The following is a 16,962-nucleotide window of genomic DNA, read 5'->3' as shown; positions in this document are numbered from 1 at the left end:
ATGGTTGAACAAAACATAACCCTTTTATCACAGCTTGAAGATCCGTATCTCCGTGAACGGGTAACAGATTTTCATGATATTGGTCAGCGGTTGTTAAAAAACGCGTTGGGTTTAGATATTGTTAATTTATCGACTCTTGATGAAGAGGTTATCGTTGTTACTAAGGACTTGACCCCGTCAGCAACAGCCCTGATGGATTTGGACAAAGTGCTTGGGTTTATTACTGATATGGGGGGAAGAACCTCTCATACTTCTATTATGGCGCGTTCATTGGAGTTACCCGCTATTGTGGGGACTCAGGGTATCACTGAACAGGTACAAAATGGTGATACTGTTTTGTTGAATGCTGTTAATAACACCATTGTGATAAATCCTTCCGCTAAAGAACAGTCACAATTTGAGCATGCACGATCACAGTTTGTTGCAGAACAGGCAGAACTAGCGGCTCTCAAAACGTTGGCTGCAACGACGTTGGATGGTTGTGATGTAGAGTTGTGTGCCAATATTGGTATGGTAAAGGATTGTGAAAGTGCTATGCGTAATGGTGCTGAGGGCGTTGGTCTGTATCGTACCGAATTTTTATTTATGGATCGTCACGCATTGCCTGACGAAGAGGAACAGTTTAAAGCCTATAAACGGGCTGTTGAAGCAATGTCAGGGCATCCCGTCATTATCCGCACAATGGATATCGGTGGGGATAAAGATTTACCCTATTTAGATTTGCCTAAGGAAATGAATCCATTTTTAGGATGGCGTGCTATTCGTATTTGCTTTGATCGGGAAGAGATTTTAACAACGCAGTTACGCGCCATTTTAAGAGCATCTGCGTTTGGTAAAGTACGCATCATGTTTCCAATGATTATTTCTGTTGAAGAAATTCGTAAATTAAAAATTATTATTACAGATTTAAAGCAATCATTGCGTGAAACTGGCACTGCTTTTGATGAACATCTTGAAGTGGGAGTTATGGTTGAAACGCCTGCTGCCGCATGCATTGCCCATCTGCTTGCAAAAGAAGTGGATTTTTTTAGCATTGGTACTAATGATTTAACCCAATATACCCTTGCCATTGATCGAGGCAATGAATTAATTTCAAAGCTTTACAATCCAATGACGCCTGCTGTCTTGACACTCATAAAACAGGTAATTGATGCCTCGCATGTTGAAGGTAAGTGGACAGGGATGTGTGGTGAATTTGCTGGGGATGAACAAGCAACGGCAGTGCTTTTGGGTATGGGGTTGGATGAGTTTTCTATGACAGCCAGTAGTATTCCTCGAATAAAAAAAATAATACGAAGTATTCACTACAGTGAAGCACGACAGTTAGCTGAACAGGTGTTGGCGAAATCCACGACACAAGAAATTGAAGAAACGATTGATCTTTTTAATAACAGCGTGCAGCACTGATTTACGGTATGGGATTAACAGTATGGGCGTACTCGTAGCTTGTACGCTCATATTTCTCGTCGCTAAGTTATTTTTGATAAGTAAATTAATGGAAATTAAAAAACGACGTTGAATAAAATCAAACCCCAGGTTATAGACACCAGTATGAGTGTAATCAGCACGGCTGCTGATCCAGTATCTTTTGCCCGCCCACTCAGTTCGTGATACTCAGAGCCAATACGGTCAACAACCGTTTCGATGGCTGAGTTGAGTAATTCGACAATTAACAATAAAAGTAAACTGCCAATCAGTAGAACACGTTCCACCAGGGTGACATCAAGCCAAATAGCAATAGGTGTAAGCACCAGAATCAGTACAATTTCTTGTCGTATTGCCGCTTCATTACGCCAGGCAGCGATCAATCCCTGATATGAAAATCGGGTTGCGTTGATAAGACGGCGAATACCGGTTGCGCCTGGTTTCATCGAATACTCCAACTAATAAAGTGCTCATATATAGACTAAGCCTATATGTCTCTATAATGTCATGAAAGCAGTGTTTTTTCTACTGCACTACAGTATATATCGTTTATTCATTCCACACTATTTTATATCCTTTGCTGTGACTGTAGCAGGATGAAAGCTCCATATAAAAAGTAATATGAGTAGGTATAATGTGTATTGTTTAATACAAACCATCATTGGATAAGCAGGATAAATTACTGCATAACAAAGGAAATAAAAACAAATGTCTGAAACAATATCTTGGGACGACTTTGCAAAGGTTGAATTAAGGGTTGGAACGGTCGTGGAAGTGCAGCCATTTCCTGAAGCGCGAAAGCCTGCGTATATTATTCATGTAGACTTTGGGCCTGAATTTGGGGTTCGTAAATCCAGTGCACAAATAACTGAACTTTATACGCCAGAGACGTTGATGGGGCGTCAAGTAGTGGGTGTAGTTAACTTTCCAGTAAAACAAATTGGGCCAATGCGCTCAGAGTTTTTATTGACGGGCTTTCAGCGTGAAGATGGTGCCGTTGTCATTACCTCGCCAGAGCAAGCGGTGCCCAATGGGGCTAAGCTGTGCTAGCAATTTGAGTCAATAAGCTAAATGTATCTTTTTGGCAAATGGAGAGTAATTTATTAAATATATTTAATTGACTGTTCCTGTGAACTTTTTCAGTGTTAAATAAACCAACCTAGACAACTTTCAAAATAGTTTGTGTGTTCATACGTTATACCCATAACGAAGGGTTTTTATACCCCTAGGGCACAAGGGTGCGGCCGTCAAATGATGAAGCCCCAGGAGCTTATATTAATAAGTGACTGGGGTGGCAGTTAAATGCTCCTGCATAACTGCATTCACACCATCCTTGGTGTTGAAGAACGCTGACAACAAACCCTAAAAATGATTCGTGAAGGGTATATTGCCCTTAGTTGTGCAACAACATGCTTAACTAAGGGAAACATACGTTTCGTTTTGCTTTATGTGTGGGCTATAAGACCCAATTAAACCCATTTAAGGGTATGTTTGTTGAAAGACAAGGAGTAATTTATGAAGTTGCGGCTACGTCGCTCTATTCTCTCTATTGCTGTAACTGCTGCTTTATTGCAAGGCTGTCAATCATTATCACCCGTAGGTCAACAACAGCCTGATCTACTGTCGAGTTTACCACAGCTTGAATATGAAAAGTTTACCTTACCTAATGGCTTAACGGTCATTGTTCATGAAGACCATAAAGCGCCCGTCGTTGCGGTGAATCTTTGGTATAAAGTGGGTTCAAAAGACGAAAGGCTTGGTAAAACCGGGTTTGCACATTTATTTGAACATTTGATGTTCCAAGGTTCTGAGCATTACCAAGGTGAGTTTTTTGAGCCTTTTGAAAAGGCCGGCGCGACAATGCAAAATGGAACGACAAATTCAGATCGAACCAATTATTTTGAAACCGTACCAACCAATGCGTTAGATATGGCATTGTGGATGGAATCGGACCGCATGGGGCATTTCTTAGGAAGCATTAGCCAGGCGAAATTGGATGAGCAACGGGGTGTTGTGCAAAACGAAAAACGTCAAGGTGATAACAGCCCTTATGGCAAAATGTGGGATTTATTGTTTACTGCCGGTTATCCAGAGGGGCACCCTTATTCCTGGGATACTATTGGTTCAATGGAAGACTTAAATGCGGCCTCACTGGACGATGTGAAAACGTGGTTTAAGCACTATTACGGCCCTTCGAATGCGGTTTTGGTGTTGGCAGGGGATATTGATATTGCGACGGCTAAAGCAAAAGTCAGTCAATATTTTGGTGATATTCCTGCCGGTCCTCCACTCGCTAAACCAGAGCAGTGGGTGGCGAAATTAACGGATACTAAGCGTTATACCATTCAGGATCGTGTACCACAGGCACGGGTTGCGATGGTGTGGAACATTCCTGCCAGAGATACTGATACAGAACGCCAACTTGATTTAGTTGCTACCTTATTAGGGGGTGGTAAACAGTCACCATTGTATCAGCGCTTAGTACAAAAAGAGCAGTTAGCATCCAGCGTTACTGCATTTAGCTATGCTCGTTTATTAGGTGGCCAGTTTGTCATTATTGCCGATGCCAAGCCAGGAGTAGATACCCAGCAGATTGAGTCTGTTATTCAGGAAGAACTGGATAATATTAAGCAACAGTTGCCTGCTAAACAAGATTTACAACGCGTGATTAACAGCCAGGTTGCAGGTTTTATAGAAAACACTGAAAGAGTTGGTGGTTTTGGTGGTAAATCTGATGTCCTGGCTGAAAATGAATTTTATACACAAAAACCAACAGCTTATTATGATCGCTTGCACTATCAAGCAACGATTGATCCTGAGGCTTTACAGCAAACTGCCCGCCAATGGTTGGATAAAGGCAAGTTAGTCGTCACGGTGACACCATTCCCTGAGTATAAGCATGCTAAAATCGGTGCAGACCGTTCTGCATTACCTAAAGTCGGGAAAATTAAGCCTGTTTTGTTGCCAGAATTTAAGACCTTTGCGCTAGACAATGGTATCCAGGTTTCACTGGCCCAACGTCCTGGGACGCCAACACTGAGTATGGCCTGGTTATTTGATGCTGGTTTGGCGGCAGAGCAAGGACTACCTTCAGGAATCGCTGATTTAACCTTGGCAATGATGCGAGAGGGTACTGAGCAGCGATCTGTTATAGCGCTTGAGAATGAGTTGGATGAATTAGGTGCTTCATTTTATTCATATACGGGTATTGATACCTCAGTCTTTCAGCTAAGTGCAATACGTGATCAGTTTGAGCCTAGCTTGGCGGTTGCGCTGGATGTATTGCAAAATCCGGCATTTAATCAGGAAGATTTTAAGCGTAAACAGTCCAATTGGTTGGACCGTATTGCTCAGGAAAAAGCAGAGCCCCATAGTATGGCCATGCGTATTTTGCCTGAGCTGTTGTATGGCAAACAGCATCCTTATAGTACACCTTGGACCGCAAGTGGCCGAGAGGATGATATTAAAAAGGTAACACCCGCTCAATTAAAACAGTTTCACCAAACCTGGATCAGACCAGATAACAGCCAGTTGGTTGTGGTGGGTGATATCTCAGAAGCGGAGTTAAAAACAACATTAGAGCGGCAGTTTGCAAAGTGGCAGAAACCTGAGCAGGTGTTGCCACAAAAGCAAATTCCTCAAGTTCAACCCACTAAACAACGTAAGTTGTATTTAATTGATAAGCCTGACGCGGATCAATCTGTTATTTATATAGGACAGTTAATGTCTATAAATGATAAGAGTGAAATACCGCTACGTATCATGAATGATATTTTTGGTGGACAATTCAGTGCTCGATTAAACACCAATTTGCGTGAAGATAAACACTGGTCTTATGGTGCTTATAGTTATCTGCAGGAAGCAGAAGGACAGTCCCCTTTGATGATGGTAACTTCTGTACAAACTGATAAGACCATCCCTGCATTGAAGGAAATTCAAAAGGAAATTAAAGGCTATCTTGGTAAGAAACCTGCCACACAATCAGAGTTAGATAAAATAAAGCAAAACTGGTTACGTAGCCGGGCTGGTGAGTTGCAGACGAATGATGCAGTATTGAGTTTGATGGTTGGGCAGATCCAAAAAGACAAGCCTTTGGATGAGTTACACCAGTTTGACCAACAAGTTCAGCGTGTGCCATTAAAAGCGGTACAACAAGTGACCCAACAATTCTTACATCCTCAAGAGATGATTTGGGTTGTGGTGGGTGACTTGAAAAAAGTGAAGGGACAATGGCAAAAACTGGGGTTTGATGAAGTAGAAACATTAGACCCTAAAAAGAGCCTGTAATACTGAAACCTTAGCAAGTAAACCTACAGAGAAGGCTATCTAGCCTTCTCTGTAGCATTAGGTATTTGCATACTGTTTTTCATGCGCTAATAACCAGCGTTTTCGTTCTAATCCCCCTGCATATCCTACTAGTTTGCCATCTTTGCCAATCACTCGGTGGCAAGGAATGATGATGGCAATTCGATTATGACCATTGGCTGAAGCAACAGCCCGAATCGCTTTAGGATTATTTAATTTTTCAGCTTGTTGCTGATAACTGGCGGTTTGACCATAGGGAATCGTTTTTAAGCATTGCCATACGGACTGTTGGAATGCTGTGCCAGGTGTATCCAGTTTGACCTCAAACTGTTGTCTTTTCCCAGTAAAATATTCATTAATTTCTTGCTGGGCTTGCTTTGTGTAGTTATTTTCACCTGCAATAATATTTGCTTTTTTTAAGCGTTGCAGGTCTTTAAACTCTGTTTCTAACATACGGCGATCAACAAACTCAAGTAAACACACGCCCTGATCTGTCGCACAGACAAACATGGGACCAAGAGGTGTGGTAAAACGATTAATGACAATGACATTATTTTGCATAGCGGTACTGTTTTTAGGTGATTTTCCAATAATTTTTTTATAGGTATAGCCAAAGCCACTTAAGGAGTCATAACCTGCTTCATAAGCCGTTGCTGTGGCAGTTTTGCCCGTCTTGAGTTCTTCTAAGGCATTATTAATACGGTACATGCGTTGAAACGCTTGAAAGGTCATCCCGTAGTGCTTTTTAAACCAACGGCGTACGCTTTCTGGACTGATTTGATGTTGTTTAAGTTGCCAGTCCGTGATTTTCTCTTTTGGGTTATTCCTTACCATATCCATTGCTTGTTGAACCTGAGCTGGCGCTTCATTTGCATTCTCAGTGGGTCTACAGATTTTACAGGGGCGATAGCCTGCATCGAGGGCCTCTTTAAATGATGTGTAAAACTCAACATTCTCTCGCTTGGGTTTTCTGGCTCTACAGGTAGCAATGCAGCATATTGAGGTGGTCTTGACCCCAACAAAGAAGCTGCCCACAAAACGTGGATCTTTTTCAATGAGTGCCTGGTAGAAAGTGGCTACTTTCTCAGGGTCAGTAACTCGCATTGCTTGGCTCCTGACTTGTTCTTTACGATGATAGTAATGGCTAGAAGATTTATCTGGCAACCGAAAACTGGACAAGTATTTTGCTATTGATAAACAGTTCGATGTGCATTATCCAGCCTTTGTCTACCTCTGGCATACATCGAAATACCACAGGTGTTCATTTATTAATGGTTGAGGTATAGCACAATGTGGATTTGCAGTGCTTGAATGGGGTTGTGAAGCAGTTGCTGGGAGTACCGTGAGCAGTAGAGACCAGGGATGGTCTTCTGCTTATTTTTATATGCAATTGTCCTGTAATCACTAAAGCTTTTTTTAGTCTTGAATTAGTTGCTCCATCTTTTTTTGAGCTTGCTCATAATTTCCATCCGTTTTCATTCGGTGAAATGCCATGGCTAAAGCAGGAACAAGCTGTTTATGTTTTTTATGCAAATATAAGTAGGCCGGCTGTTTTTTTAGGACAGGCTGAAGCATTTTGATGCTTGTCAGCCCATTTTTTTTTATGTAAAGCTGAGTTATGAGTTTACTATGAAGAAGAATATCTATTCGATCACGGTCAAGCATCAATAATAATGATGAAAGATACTCGGATTTATGTACGTACTTAAACTGGTTTAAATGAAGGTCAAAAAATGCCCAGCCATTTAAATAGCCTATTCGATATCCTTTAAGCGAACCCCAACCCTTAATTTTAATATTGAGGCTTTTAGTGAAGGCAGCAAGTTGAACTTCCCAAATGGGTTCTGGAACACGTATTAAGTTTGGATAGAGAGTATGAATGTTTTTTAATCTTAGAGCGTCTCCATCCGCTTCACCAGCATTCGCTCTGACAAGGGATCTTTTTGCATATAAGGATTGTATTATGACCTCTTTACCAATACGTTTGAACGCTTCTTTATATAGTAGATTTAAAATACCTTTTTGGTCTTGTGAGAAAAATGGTTCAGCATTTTCTTTCATTGCTAATGTGAGAATAAGCGTTTCGGCGTGTAGGTGAGAATGAAGAAGTGTAAGCAAAATAATAATGACTGCTCTTTTTGAAACAGCATGAAAGTAATGTTTCAGTTGTGCTATATAGCGTAAACACTTTGAATGAAGCATTAAATGGTAACTTAGTTTGATCAGCTATTATACTTTAATAAAGATAATAACTAGCGAATCCATACTTAATATGTTTGACCTCATTGTTCAGTGGGTCAACATAAAGGAACATAACTTATCAGGATTAGAAACAGTTTTTAAATATCCATTTGGCCTACCACATCTATACTTAGTGGGTTATGGTACTTTCAGGAATATTTGAGGTGAAATTTCTGCAGCTTATTTCCATGTTCATATTATGGTTTTTAATGCCAGGAAATGGTTTAGCTGCCAATATTGCTGTTTACGCACAATTGAGCTTAAAGGCAGATCCGCGTAATGAGTATCCAGTACAATTACTTGAATTAGCACTCAAAAATAGTGGTGCACTGATAGCCCTGAAAGCGAGTGTAGAAAATTTGCACCAAGGGCAAGCAATGAGAATGATTCAAAATAATAATGGTGTAGATGTTGTTTGGACGATGACAAGTCGAGAGCGTGAAAAGATATTATTACCCATTAAAATTCCTATTTACAAAGGGCTGATTGGCTGGAGACTATGTATTATCCACCCTCAAAATAAAAGTCTATTCGCGTCAGTTAAATCAATTTTAGGACTCACTGACGCTACTTTCGTTCAGGGACATGACTGGCCTGATACCAATATTTTTAAATTTAATCAGTTATCTGTAACGAGTACCTCAAATTACCAAGCAATGTTTGATATGGTTTTATTTCACCGAGTTGATGCATTTCCAAGATCAGTTATTGAAATATGGCCAGAGCTAGAAAGTCACAAAGATTTACAAGTAGACGCTCATCTACTGATTCGTTATCCAGCAGCCGTTTACTATTTTGTTAACCGAAAAAATAAAAAATTATATAATGCGATTCTGGTTGGATTGAATAAATCTATTGTTAATGGCGAACTTGATCGGCTATTTAATGATTTCTATTTGGAAGCGATTAAACGCGCGAATCTAACTAAAAGAAGGGTAATTAATCTTATCAATCCGTTGTTACCTGAGAATACTCCGTTAGATAAAAAACAGTTATGGTATAGTAGCTCATTTCTCGATGATAATGAATAACATCTCCATATCGATATTATTTAGTATTGTATTTTTGACGTCGATTGAGATTTTTTTGGGTGCCTGAATGTTCTCTTCCTGGGCGAACCCAAGCAATATCGTGAGTTGAAGCTAATGTCATATGTTTATCTCGCTCACTATCAGTGCTGAAACTTCCAATAGTTTTAAAACCTAAGTTATTTCTTGGTGTCGTGTGCATATGATAAATCGTGACAGCGTCAGTTTTATCAAGGAGATATTGTTGTGCAAGGACGTCAGCCCCATGAGCATCCCCCATGATGAAAGCTTCATTTTGTGCAATAGCTTGATCTATAGCAGGACGATAGTGAACATTGAACTCAGTTTCACTGAGATCAAGGTGCCCACTAATAAAGTTTACGTTTGTTATGTTTTTCATTTAAACGTGAGAGTGCATTGAGTTGATACTTTTTATAGCTTGCAGAACCTCTCTAAGAATAATGATTTTTGGTTGTGAGGGCAAGGAAATACTGTTCGAAGGACTTAGCGTATAAGGCATACTTTAAGGGCTAGACAGTGACTTACAGGGCTATGAATACTGTACTGTCACAGTAATAAAGGAAAAAATAATATAGAGGATAATTAATCAGAAAATGCCAGAGACAAAACACTGTCTTCTGGCACAGAAGATTACACCTATGTTATTTGATATCTAAACTAGAGGTAATTGTATTCAAATCAGAATTACTAAGATCAGTGTAATCCCAAATAAATAAACCACCAAGATGCTTACTAGTGACTTGTTGTAAGAAAAAGTCCAGGTTTTCACTATTAAGGCCTGCAGGTGTTAGCGCCAATACCACTTTTTTGCAGTCGCCAACCAGTTTAATGGTTCTATCGACAGCTGATGGCACATTGGCTTTTATCGTTGGCATATCCCACATAGCAGCGGCATAACACATGAGGTTGAAGCGGTCACATACATTTGCTTTGGCAAGTGCAGCGACGTTATCGTTGATAATTTTACCTTCTGAGCTTTTATCTGGGTTATTATAATCCCATCCAGCAAGAAGTGTATAACTCGTGCTTTTGCCTTGACCCAAATCTTGCATGGTACTGATGATGTTTTTAACATTCATTTGGCTTTCGTCATCAAAATCAACTCCTTGCCAGCCATTTATATTAGCCGCACTAATGATTTGATTGACGTCTTTACTGGTGGCAGGCATATTTTTTGGTCCTGCACCGCCACCACCGTATGTCCATAAAACCTTTCCATTTTTGCAGCTTGGTGCATGATGTTCTTTTGGACTCCAGCACCAGCTGGGAGGTGGTTCCGTGGTGGGTGAGCCAGATGTTAACCATGTTAAATTAGTAATCATTCCATACATTGTGTAGGAAAAAAGAGGGTTAGGTGGATTTTTTAAGTCTTGAGTCCATCCACCAATAATGTAATCACTCATTTATCGCATCCTTGTGGTAATAAATGAAAGGATTTTATCACTTGAAAAGTAGCTGGCTTTATAAAAAAAGGATGTTAATTTATAATGAATGTTTTTACAAAACGTTGCTTATAATGGATGTAATAAATATGTAACTATAACTAAGCTTAAAAATTATTCGCAAAGGGCCTATATAGTAGGCAATCGAATATAACTTTACCTTTATAAAAGCCATTTTAAAGCACCTATGTCCAACGTCTGCATAACGTCCTTCGAATACACCGTGAATCCTCCCTGGAGGTCGCTGTTTGTCAAGATAGTTGCCGCATCCTTGCGGCCACCGTGAGCAGTAGAGACCAGGGATGGTCTTCTGCTTATTTTTATATGCAATTGTTCTGGGCTATATAGTGTAACTGACAGTCGACTAAAAGTTGTCAATAAACTAACATGAAGTTAACTTACATAAATTTATAGGCAAAAAACATTAGTATTCTATCTATGAAAATTGTTGTCTTGAATAAAATTTAAAGTCAACAACTGTAATGGTAAATATTAGTGGCGAATAAAAAATGGTCCGCAAAGGTAACTCGTGAAAGTCATGCATTGGTGCTTGAAGAAGGGGTATTTACCTGGGATGACCCCAAACGAATAGCGATGTCGCTTAAAAAATCAGCAGATGAAAGTACGCAACGTAAAGGAACACCATTTCGTTCCGCCATGTCTATGTTGGTTTTTTACATTAATCGTGCGGGCAAAAAGCTTAATACTGAGCAGCGACAAGTATTGGAAGAGGCAAAAATTGAGTTGCGTAAGTTGTATGGAAAATAGAAAACGTGTTTTTAAGCTAATGCGATATCTTATTATTCAAGATATTGATTATACCCTCAACGAAGGGTTTTTAGCAGGACTGGTCTGACCTATCAGGAGTAATGAATTACACCGTTTAAAGTGATTGGCTGTGAGAACTAGTTGCTAACAGTGTTTCTATTTCTGGGATACATGACCCACATACACTACCTGCTTGAGTGACTGAACCCACGGCTTTGACAGTTTCTAAATGATGCTTGTTAATTGCATTACAAATAGTCTTATCACCAACTTGTTTACAAGCACAGATTATTTTGCCTTGGGCTGACTGATCTATTGCATTACCTGACAGCAGGCTCTGTTGTATATGTACGTGAATGTTGGTTGTCAATATCTCATTTAACCAAGTAAAGTCGTTTTGATTAAGTCGAGGTACAATAAAGAAACAGGCCTGAAGTTGCTGGTTTTGAATAAAACTGTAACGATGTTGTTGCGCACTACTATCATAGAATTCTAGGCGGGAACAGCTTTGTAATGTATTTAGTTGAGTTAATAAAAAGTTAAGCATTTTTTTAACGGATTGTTGACTCGCTACTCGATAGAGATACCCATTCTTAATATTTTGCTTAACCCAATATTCAAATTTTTCTTCTACTTGAATATTTTGTTTTGTAATAATAATAGCCTCACATTGGTAGTTCCAAGGAGATAGGGTCACGGGTGTGAATTTTGATTCTGGTTGTCCTGATAGAGGATCAACATGAGAATTGATGAGTTTGCCTATTTGCCCATTACTCGATAAAACGTGTGTCCAATGGATAGGCATAAAAACTTGCCCTGGTTTTACTTCCTCTGAAATACAAGCTCTAGCAATAACCGTTCCTTGCGAACTGGTTATCCTCGCTAGCTCAAAATTAATAATTTGTTGTTTGTAAGCATCAACAGGATGAATATTTATAAAGGGTTCTGGTATATGTGTGCTTAATCTTGGTGCTAAGGATGTCCGGGTCATGGTGTGCCACTGATCACGAATTCGACCCGTATTGAGTATAAAAGGGAAGTTTGTATTAACCTTAGATGCTGGAGGCTTAAACTGAACAGCAATAAACTGTGCTTTTTTTGAGGGTGTATAAAACTGGCCATCATCAAAAAATCGTTTATTCTTTGTTAACTGATTAGGCGTTAATTGATTAGAAAAAGTAACGGGCCATTGTATGGGCGCTAAGTTGTTGTATTCATCATCAGTTAAATGTTTAAACGCACTTAGATCTAGGTCGCGACTACCATTATTTTTATAGGCAGTGAGTTGAGCATATTCTTTAAAAATTTCAACTTCATTTTTGAAGTTAAAGGCTTGGTTAAATCCCATTTTTTTTGCTACTTCTGTAATAATCCACCAGTCTGGTTTCGCTTCGCCTGAAGGTTTTTTTAATGATCGTTGGCGAGATATCCGTCGTTCTGAATTAGTGACAGTACCTGATTTTTCACCCCAACTAGCCGCTGGTAGTCGTATATTGGCATACTGATTGGTATCTGTTTCCATCATACAATCGGACACCACTACAAATGGGCAGGCTTGTAATGCCGTTTCCACTAACTTCGTATTGGGTAAGCTAACGACAGGGTTAGTCGCCATAATCCAAACCGCTTTTATTTTACCTGTAGCAATAGCATCAAATAATTCGATGGCTTTTAATCCAGGTTGTTTTACCAGCCGTTGTGTTTGCCAAAACTGACTGAGTAATTCATGGTGGTGTGGATTATTGAACTCTAGATGAGCGGCTAACGTATTGGCCATACCGCCTACTTCGCGACCACCCATAGCGTTTGGTTGGCCAGTGAGTGAAAATGGACCACAACCAGGCTTTCCTATTTTTCCGGTAGCTAAATGGCAATTTATAATGCTATTGACTTTATCTGTGCCACAACTTGACTGATTGATACCTTGCGAATAGAGGGTAACAACGTTATCGATTTCAGCAAACCATTGGTAAAATTGAGTCAAGACATGGGGTGATACACCAAGTATTGTTGCTAGCTGCTCATGGTCAATGGTTTCAGTGGTTGCAACATGCAAAGCGGCTGTGAAGCCTTCAGTGTGGTTATTAATAAACTCATAATTAAGCTTGTTTACTTTTTCTAAATAGTGAAGTAATCCATTGAATAGCAATACATCAGTGCCTGGTTGAATCGCTAGATGTAAATCAGCTATTTGGGTGGTAAAGGTACGGCGAGGATCTATTAAAACAACCTTTAATGTGTTATTTAGTTGCTTTGCTGCTGAAATACGTTGGTATAGGACTGGGTGGCACCAAGCAAGGTTAGAACCTGTTATTATGATAAGCTCTGCTTTTTCTAAGTCTTCATAACAACCGGGAACAGTATCACTACCAAAGGCTCGCTTATGGCCAGCCACACTCGATGACATACATAGTCGTGAATTAGTATCAATATTAGGGCTTCCAATAAAGCCTTTCATTAATTTGTTTGCAACATAATAATCTTCAGTTAATAGTTGCCCAGATAAATAGAAAGCAATGGCTTCAGGGCCATATTCGTCGATAATATTCTGAAAAGTATCAGCTATGGTTGTTAGTGCTGTGTCCCAATGGGTTGTTTGTCCTTCAATTTGTGGTTGAAGAAGACGTCCTTGTTCAATAACTGTTTCGCCTAAGGCCATACCTTTGGAACAAAGGCGTCCAAAGTTAGCAGGGTGCTGTTTATCACCTCTAACAATCACTTTATTATTCTTTACTCGAGCTTCAATACCACAACCTACACCACAGAATGCACAAGTGGTTTTAATCCAATGATTATCCACAATATATATCCACTTAAATTAAACTATATCTTTCACTTCTTAAGATATTTAGTAATGTGCTTGCAAGGAATAATCCAGGTTTAACTTATGAGTACTTTTTACAGCATATACAATCGCTCATAGGCGCTTTATCATTTCAGGATCTTGTAGCATATATAGTGTTGGCTGAGTTTTATGCATAGTCTTAGCGCACAATGCACTACTTTGGTGATAAATGAACCGTTGATCAATGTTTCTTCAATGAATGCAGATAAATAACAGATTAGGTATTCTGTGGGTTGTAATGAATCTAACTCATATAAAATATACTGGCATTAACTTTGCTCAACTAATAAACGAAGCAGTGGCTGATACATTTAAAGTAAGTCTCTCGATGTGTTTTTGTTGAAATTTTCTGGCGAGCTGGTGAAGAAAATGAAACTGCAAAAAATTGTAATTATTGGTAATGGCATGGTTGGGCATGAGTTTATTAGGCAAATGCTTATTCAGCCTAGTGTAAGTCAGTTTACTATGACAACGATTTCCAGTGAGCCCAGACTAGCTTATGATAGAGTGCAATTAAGCAGTTTTTTTTCAGGTACACCTGTAAAAAAGCTTATGTTAACTGATGAAAATTATTATAAAGAAAATAACGTTAACTTTATTTTGAACGAAAAAGTAATTGCTATAGATAAAGATAAAAAACGGGTATATACAACCAGTGGTTTATGTGAAGTGTATGATAAGCTCATATTAGCCACAGGCTCTTACCCCTTTGTTCCACCAATAGCGGGTAATGATCAACCGCATTGTTTAGTTTATCGTACCATAGAAGATTTAGAACGTATTAAAGTCTCAGCAGAGTTCAGTAAAATAGGTGTAGTGGTCGGTGGTGGTTTATTAGGCTTAGAAGCTGCGAATGCCTTAAAAAACTTGGGGTTAGAAACTCATGTGGTGGAATTTGCACCACAATTGATGGCCATTCAACTTGATGAAAGTGGTAGTGCTTTACTGAAGCGTAAAATAGAAGCGCTTGGGGTGTCCATCCATATAGATAAAAGTACAAAAGATATCTCGACAGGAACAAATGCGCGTTATCGAATGATGTTTACCGACGGTAGCCATTTAGAAACAGATATGATTGTTTTCTCTGCGGGTATTCGTCCTTATGATGAGTTAGCGCGTAGTTGTGCGCTTGAAATAGGTGAGCGAGGTGGTATTGCCATTAATAATGTTTGCCAAACCAGTGACCCAAATATTTATGCTATTGGCGAATGTGCTTTATGGAATAAAAAAATCTTTGGTTTAGTGGCACCAGGTTATCAAATGGCTAGAGTTGCTGTATCTCATATTACTGGCGGTAATGAACAATTTTCGGGTGCAGATATGAGCACCAAGCTAAAACTGTTAGGCGTGCAAGTGGGTAGTATTGGTGATGCACATGGACATACGACAGGTGCGCAATGCTATAGTTTTTGCGATGAAACTGAGCAAGTGTATAAACGGTTGGTGGTTTCCGGCAGTGGGAAGAAATTATTGGGAGCTATCCTCGTAGGTGATACAGAAGATTATAGTAATTTGTTGCAGTTATATCTTAATGGTATTGATTTGCCTCAATCACCAGAACAGCTACTCATTCCTTCACACGATTTAAATTCTGCTCCGGTATTAGGGGTTGATGCTTTACCCGAAAGTGCTCAACTTTGCACCTGTTATAGTGTATCTAAAGGTGATATCCAACAAGCTGTGCTGCAGGGTTGTTGCGATATGGCAGCGATTAAATCAAGTACATCAGCCTCCACTGGTTGTGGTGGTTGTTCCGCTTTAGTTAAACAAGTGATGGATAGTGAATTAACGAAACAGGGAATAACTGTTAATAATCACTTATGTGAACACTTCAGTTATACCAGACAAGCATTGGTTGATATTATTCGTATTCAAAAAATTAAAACATTTGATAGTTTGCTTGAAAAGTATGGGAAAGGTTTAGGTTGCGATATTTGTAAGCCAACGGTTGCATCGATACTTTCATCCTATTGGAATGAATATATTTTGAAAAAAGAGCATGTGGGTCTTCAAGATACTAATGATGCTTTTCTTGCTAATTTACAAAAAAATGGTAGCTATTCTGTGGTACCTCGTATACCTGGAGGTGAAATTACACCAGATAAATTAATAGCCATTGGCAATGTGGCTAAGCAGTTTAATTTGTACACTAAAATTACTGGTGGACAACGAATTGATTTATTTGGTGCAGCTTTACATCAGTTACCAGAGATATGGAAACAACTCATTGATGCCGGTTTTGAAACAGGGCATGCCTATGGTAAAGCCATGCGCACTGTAAAGTCTTGTGTAGGTACAAACTGGTGTCGTTATGGTGTGCAAGACAGTACCAGTATGGCTATAGCAATTGAGGATCGTTATAAAGGGTTACGCTCGCCGCATAAAATAAAAATGGCAGTGTCTGGTTGTACTCGAGAGTGTGCTGAGGCCCAATCGAAAGATATTGGCGTGATTGCTACTGAAAAGGGTTGGAATTTGTATGTTGGTGGTAACGGTGGAATGCGACCTCGCCATGCCACTTTGTTTGCGAGTGATTTAGATAATCAAACGTTAATTTGTTATATTGACCGGATATTAATGTTTTATATACGTACGGCAGATCGCTTGCAACGTACTTCAGTTTGGCTGGAAAATATGGAAGGTGGTATTGATTATTTACGCAGTGTAGTGGTTGAGGACAAATTAGGTATTTGCGATGTATTAGAACAAGAAATGGTTGATTGTATTGCAAACTACCAATGTGAGTGGCGTACTACCTTAGAAAACCCAGAAAGGCTAAAGCGTTTTCGGCATTTTATTAATTCAGATCAGCCCGATTCAAATTTAATCTATTCAACGGAAAGAGATCAAATAAAACCCATGGCTATAGAACATTAAGGTAAAAATA

General features: G+C 39.3%; 12 protein-coding genes. 6 read left to right on the top strand and 6 right to left on the bottom strand.

The annotated features are described in order from the left end of the window. A partial coding sequence (gene ptsP / locus KCG35_RS18270) for a phosphoenolpyruvate--protein phosphotransferase (RefSeq protein WP_215821239.1) occupies positions 1-1,407 on the top strand: 1,407 nt, incomplete at its 5' end. Positions 1,408-1,502: 95 nt separating this feature from the next. Here the strand turns inward: ptsP and KCG35_RS18265 are convergent. After that, positions 1,503-1,871: a diacylglycerol kinase gene (locus KCG35_RS18265; protein WP_215821238.1), complete on the bottom strand. Its 369-nt coding sequence runs from the start codon at positions 1,869-1,871 to the stop codon at positions 1,503-1,505. A gap of 262 nt (positions 1,872-2,133) precedes the next feature. On the opposite strand from KCG35_RS18265, the gene KCG35_RS18260 reads away from it, so the two are divergent. Together KCG35_RS18260 and KCG35_RS18255 are read left to right on the top strand one after the other, a co-directional pair. After that, a complete protein-coding gene (locus KCG35_RS18260) occupies positions 2,134-2,475 on the top strand; it encodes a tRNA-binding protein (protein ID WP_215821237.1) in 342 nt (113 codons plus the stop codon). A 465-nt stretch (positions 2,476-2,940) separates the two neighbouring features. Further along, a complete protein-coding gene (locus KCG35_RS18255) occupies positions 2,941-5,712 on the top strand; it encodes a M16 family metallopeptidase (protein ID WP_215821236.1) in 2,772 nt (923 codons plus the stop codon). A 57-nt stretch (positions 5,713-5,769) separates the two neighbouring features. On the opposite strand, the gene KCG35_RS18250 is transcribed toward KCG35_RS18255, so the two are convergent. Next, on the bottom strand, positions 5,770-6,834 hold the full coding sequence (locus KCG35_RS18250) for a bifunctional transcriptional activator/DNA repair enzyme AdaA (protein ID WP_215821235.1): 1,065 nt from the start codon (positions 6,832-6,834) through the stop codon (positions 5,770-5,772). Between the two features lie 312 nt (positions 6,835-7,146). After that, positions 7,147-7,791, bottom strand: a complete 645-nt coding sequence (locus tag KCG35_RS18245) for a substrate-binding periplasmic protein (RefSeq protein ID WP_215821234.1) — start codon at positions 7,789-7,791, stop codon at positions 7,147-7,149. 344 nt (positions 7,792-8,135) lie between these two features. Between KCG35_RS18245 and KCG35_RS18240 the strand changes: the two genes are divergently transcribed. Next, the gene (locus KCG35_RS18240) at positions 8,136-9,002 is read left to right on the top strand and encodes a transporter substrate-binding domain-containing protein (protein ID WP_215821233.1); all 867 of its coding nucleotides are present in this window, start codon (positions 8,136-8,138) and stop codon (positions 9,000-9,002) included. A 16-nt stretch (positions 9,003-9,018) separates the two neighbouring features. Here the strand turns inward: KCG35_RS18240 and KCG35_RS18235 are convergent, their stop codons facing one another. Both KCG35_RS18235 and KCG35_RS18230 read right to left on the bottom strand, forming a co-directional pair. Continuing rightward, positions 9,019-9,399 (bottom strand): hypothetical protein, encoded by a 381-nt coding sequence (locus tag KCG35_RS18235; protein ID WP_215821232.1) that lies wholly within the window; start codon positions 9,397-9,399, stop codon positions 9,019-9,021. A gap of 262 nt (positions 9,400-9,661) precedes the next feature. Continuing rightward, positions 9,662-10,423, bottom strand: coding sequence for a hypothetical protein (locus KCG35_RS18230; protein ID WP_215821231.1), 762 nt, complete (start codon positions 10,421-10,423; stop codon positions 9,662-9,664). 534 nt (positions 10,424-10,957) lie between these two features. Here KCG35_RS18230 and KCG35_RS18225 point away from each other — a divergent pair. Further along, positions 10,958-11,230, top strand: a complete 273-nt coding sequence (locus tag KCG35_RS18225; RefSeq protein WP_215821230.1) for a DUF3175 domain-containing protein — start codon at positions 10,958-10,960, stop codon at positions 11,228-11,230. A 115-nt stretch (positions 11,231-11,345) separates the two neighbouring features. Here KCG35_RS18225 and KCG35_RS18220 read toward each other — a convergent pair whose 3' ends face one another. After that, positions 11,346-14,030, bottom strand: coding sequence for a molybdopterin-dependent oxidoreductase (locus KCG35_RS18220; protein ID WP_309227448.1), 2,685 nt, complete (start codon positions 14,028-14,030; stop codon positions 11,346-11,348). Between the two features lie 414 nt (positions 14,031-14,444). Between KCG35_RS18220 and nirB the strand changes: the two genes are divergently transcribed. Beyond that, the gene (nirB, locus tag KCG35_RS18215; RefSeq protein ID WP_215821229.1) at positions 14,445-16,952 is read left to right on the top strand and encodes a nitrite reductase large subunit NirB; all 2,508 of its coding nucleotides are present in this window, start codon (positions 14,445-14,447) and stop codon (positions 16,950-16,952) included. The last annotated feature ends 10 nt before the right edge of the window (positions 16,953-16,962 follow it).

Source organism: Zooshikella harenae (genome assembly GCF_018837975.1).
GTDB lineage: Bacteria > Pseudomonadota > Gammaproteobacteria > Pseudomonadales > Zooshikellaceae > Zooshikella > Zooshikella harenae.
The sequence above is the reverse complement of the archived record's forward strand: the minus strand, read 5'-3'. Positions and strand labels throughout refer to the sequence as shown.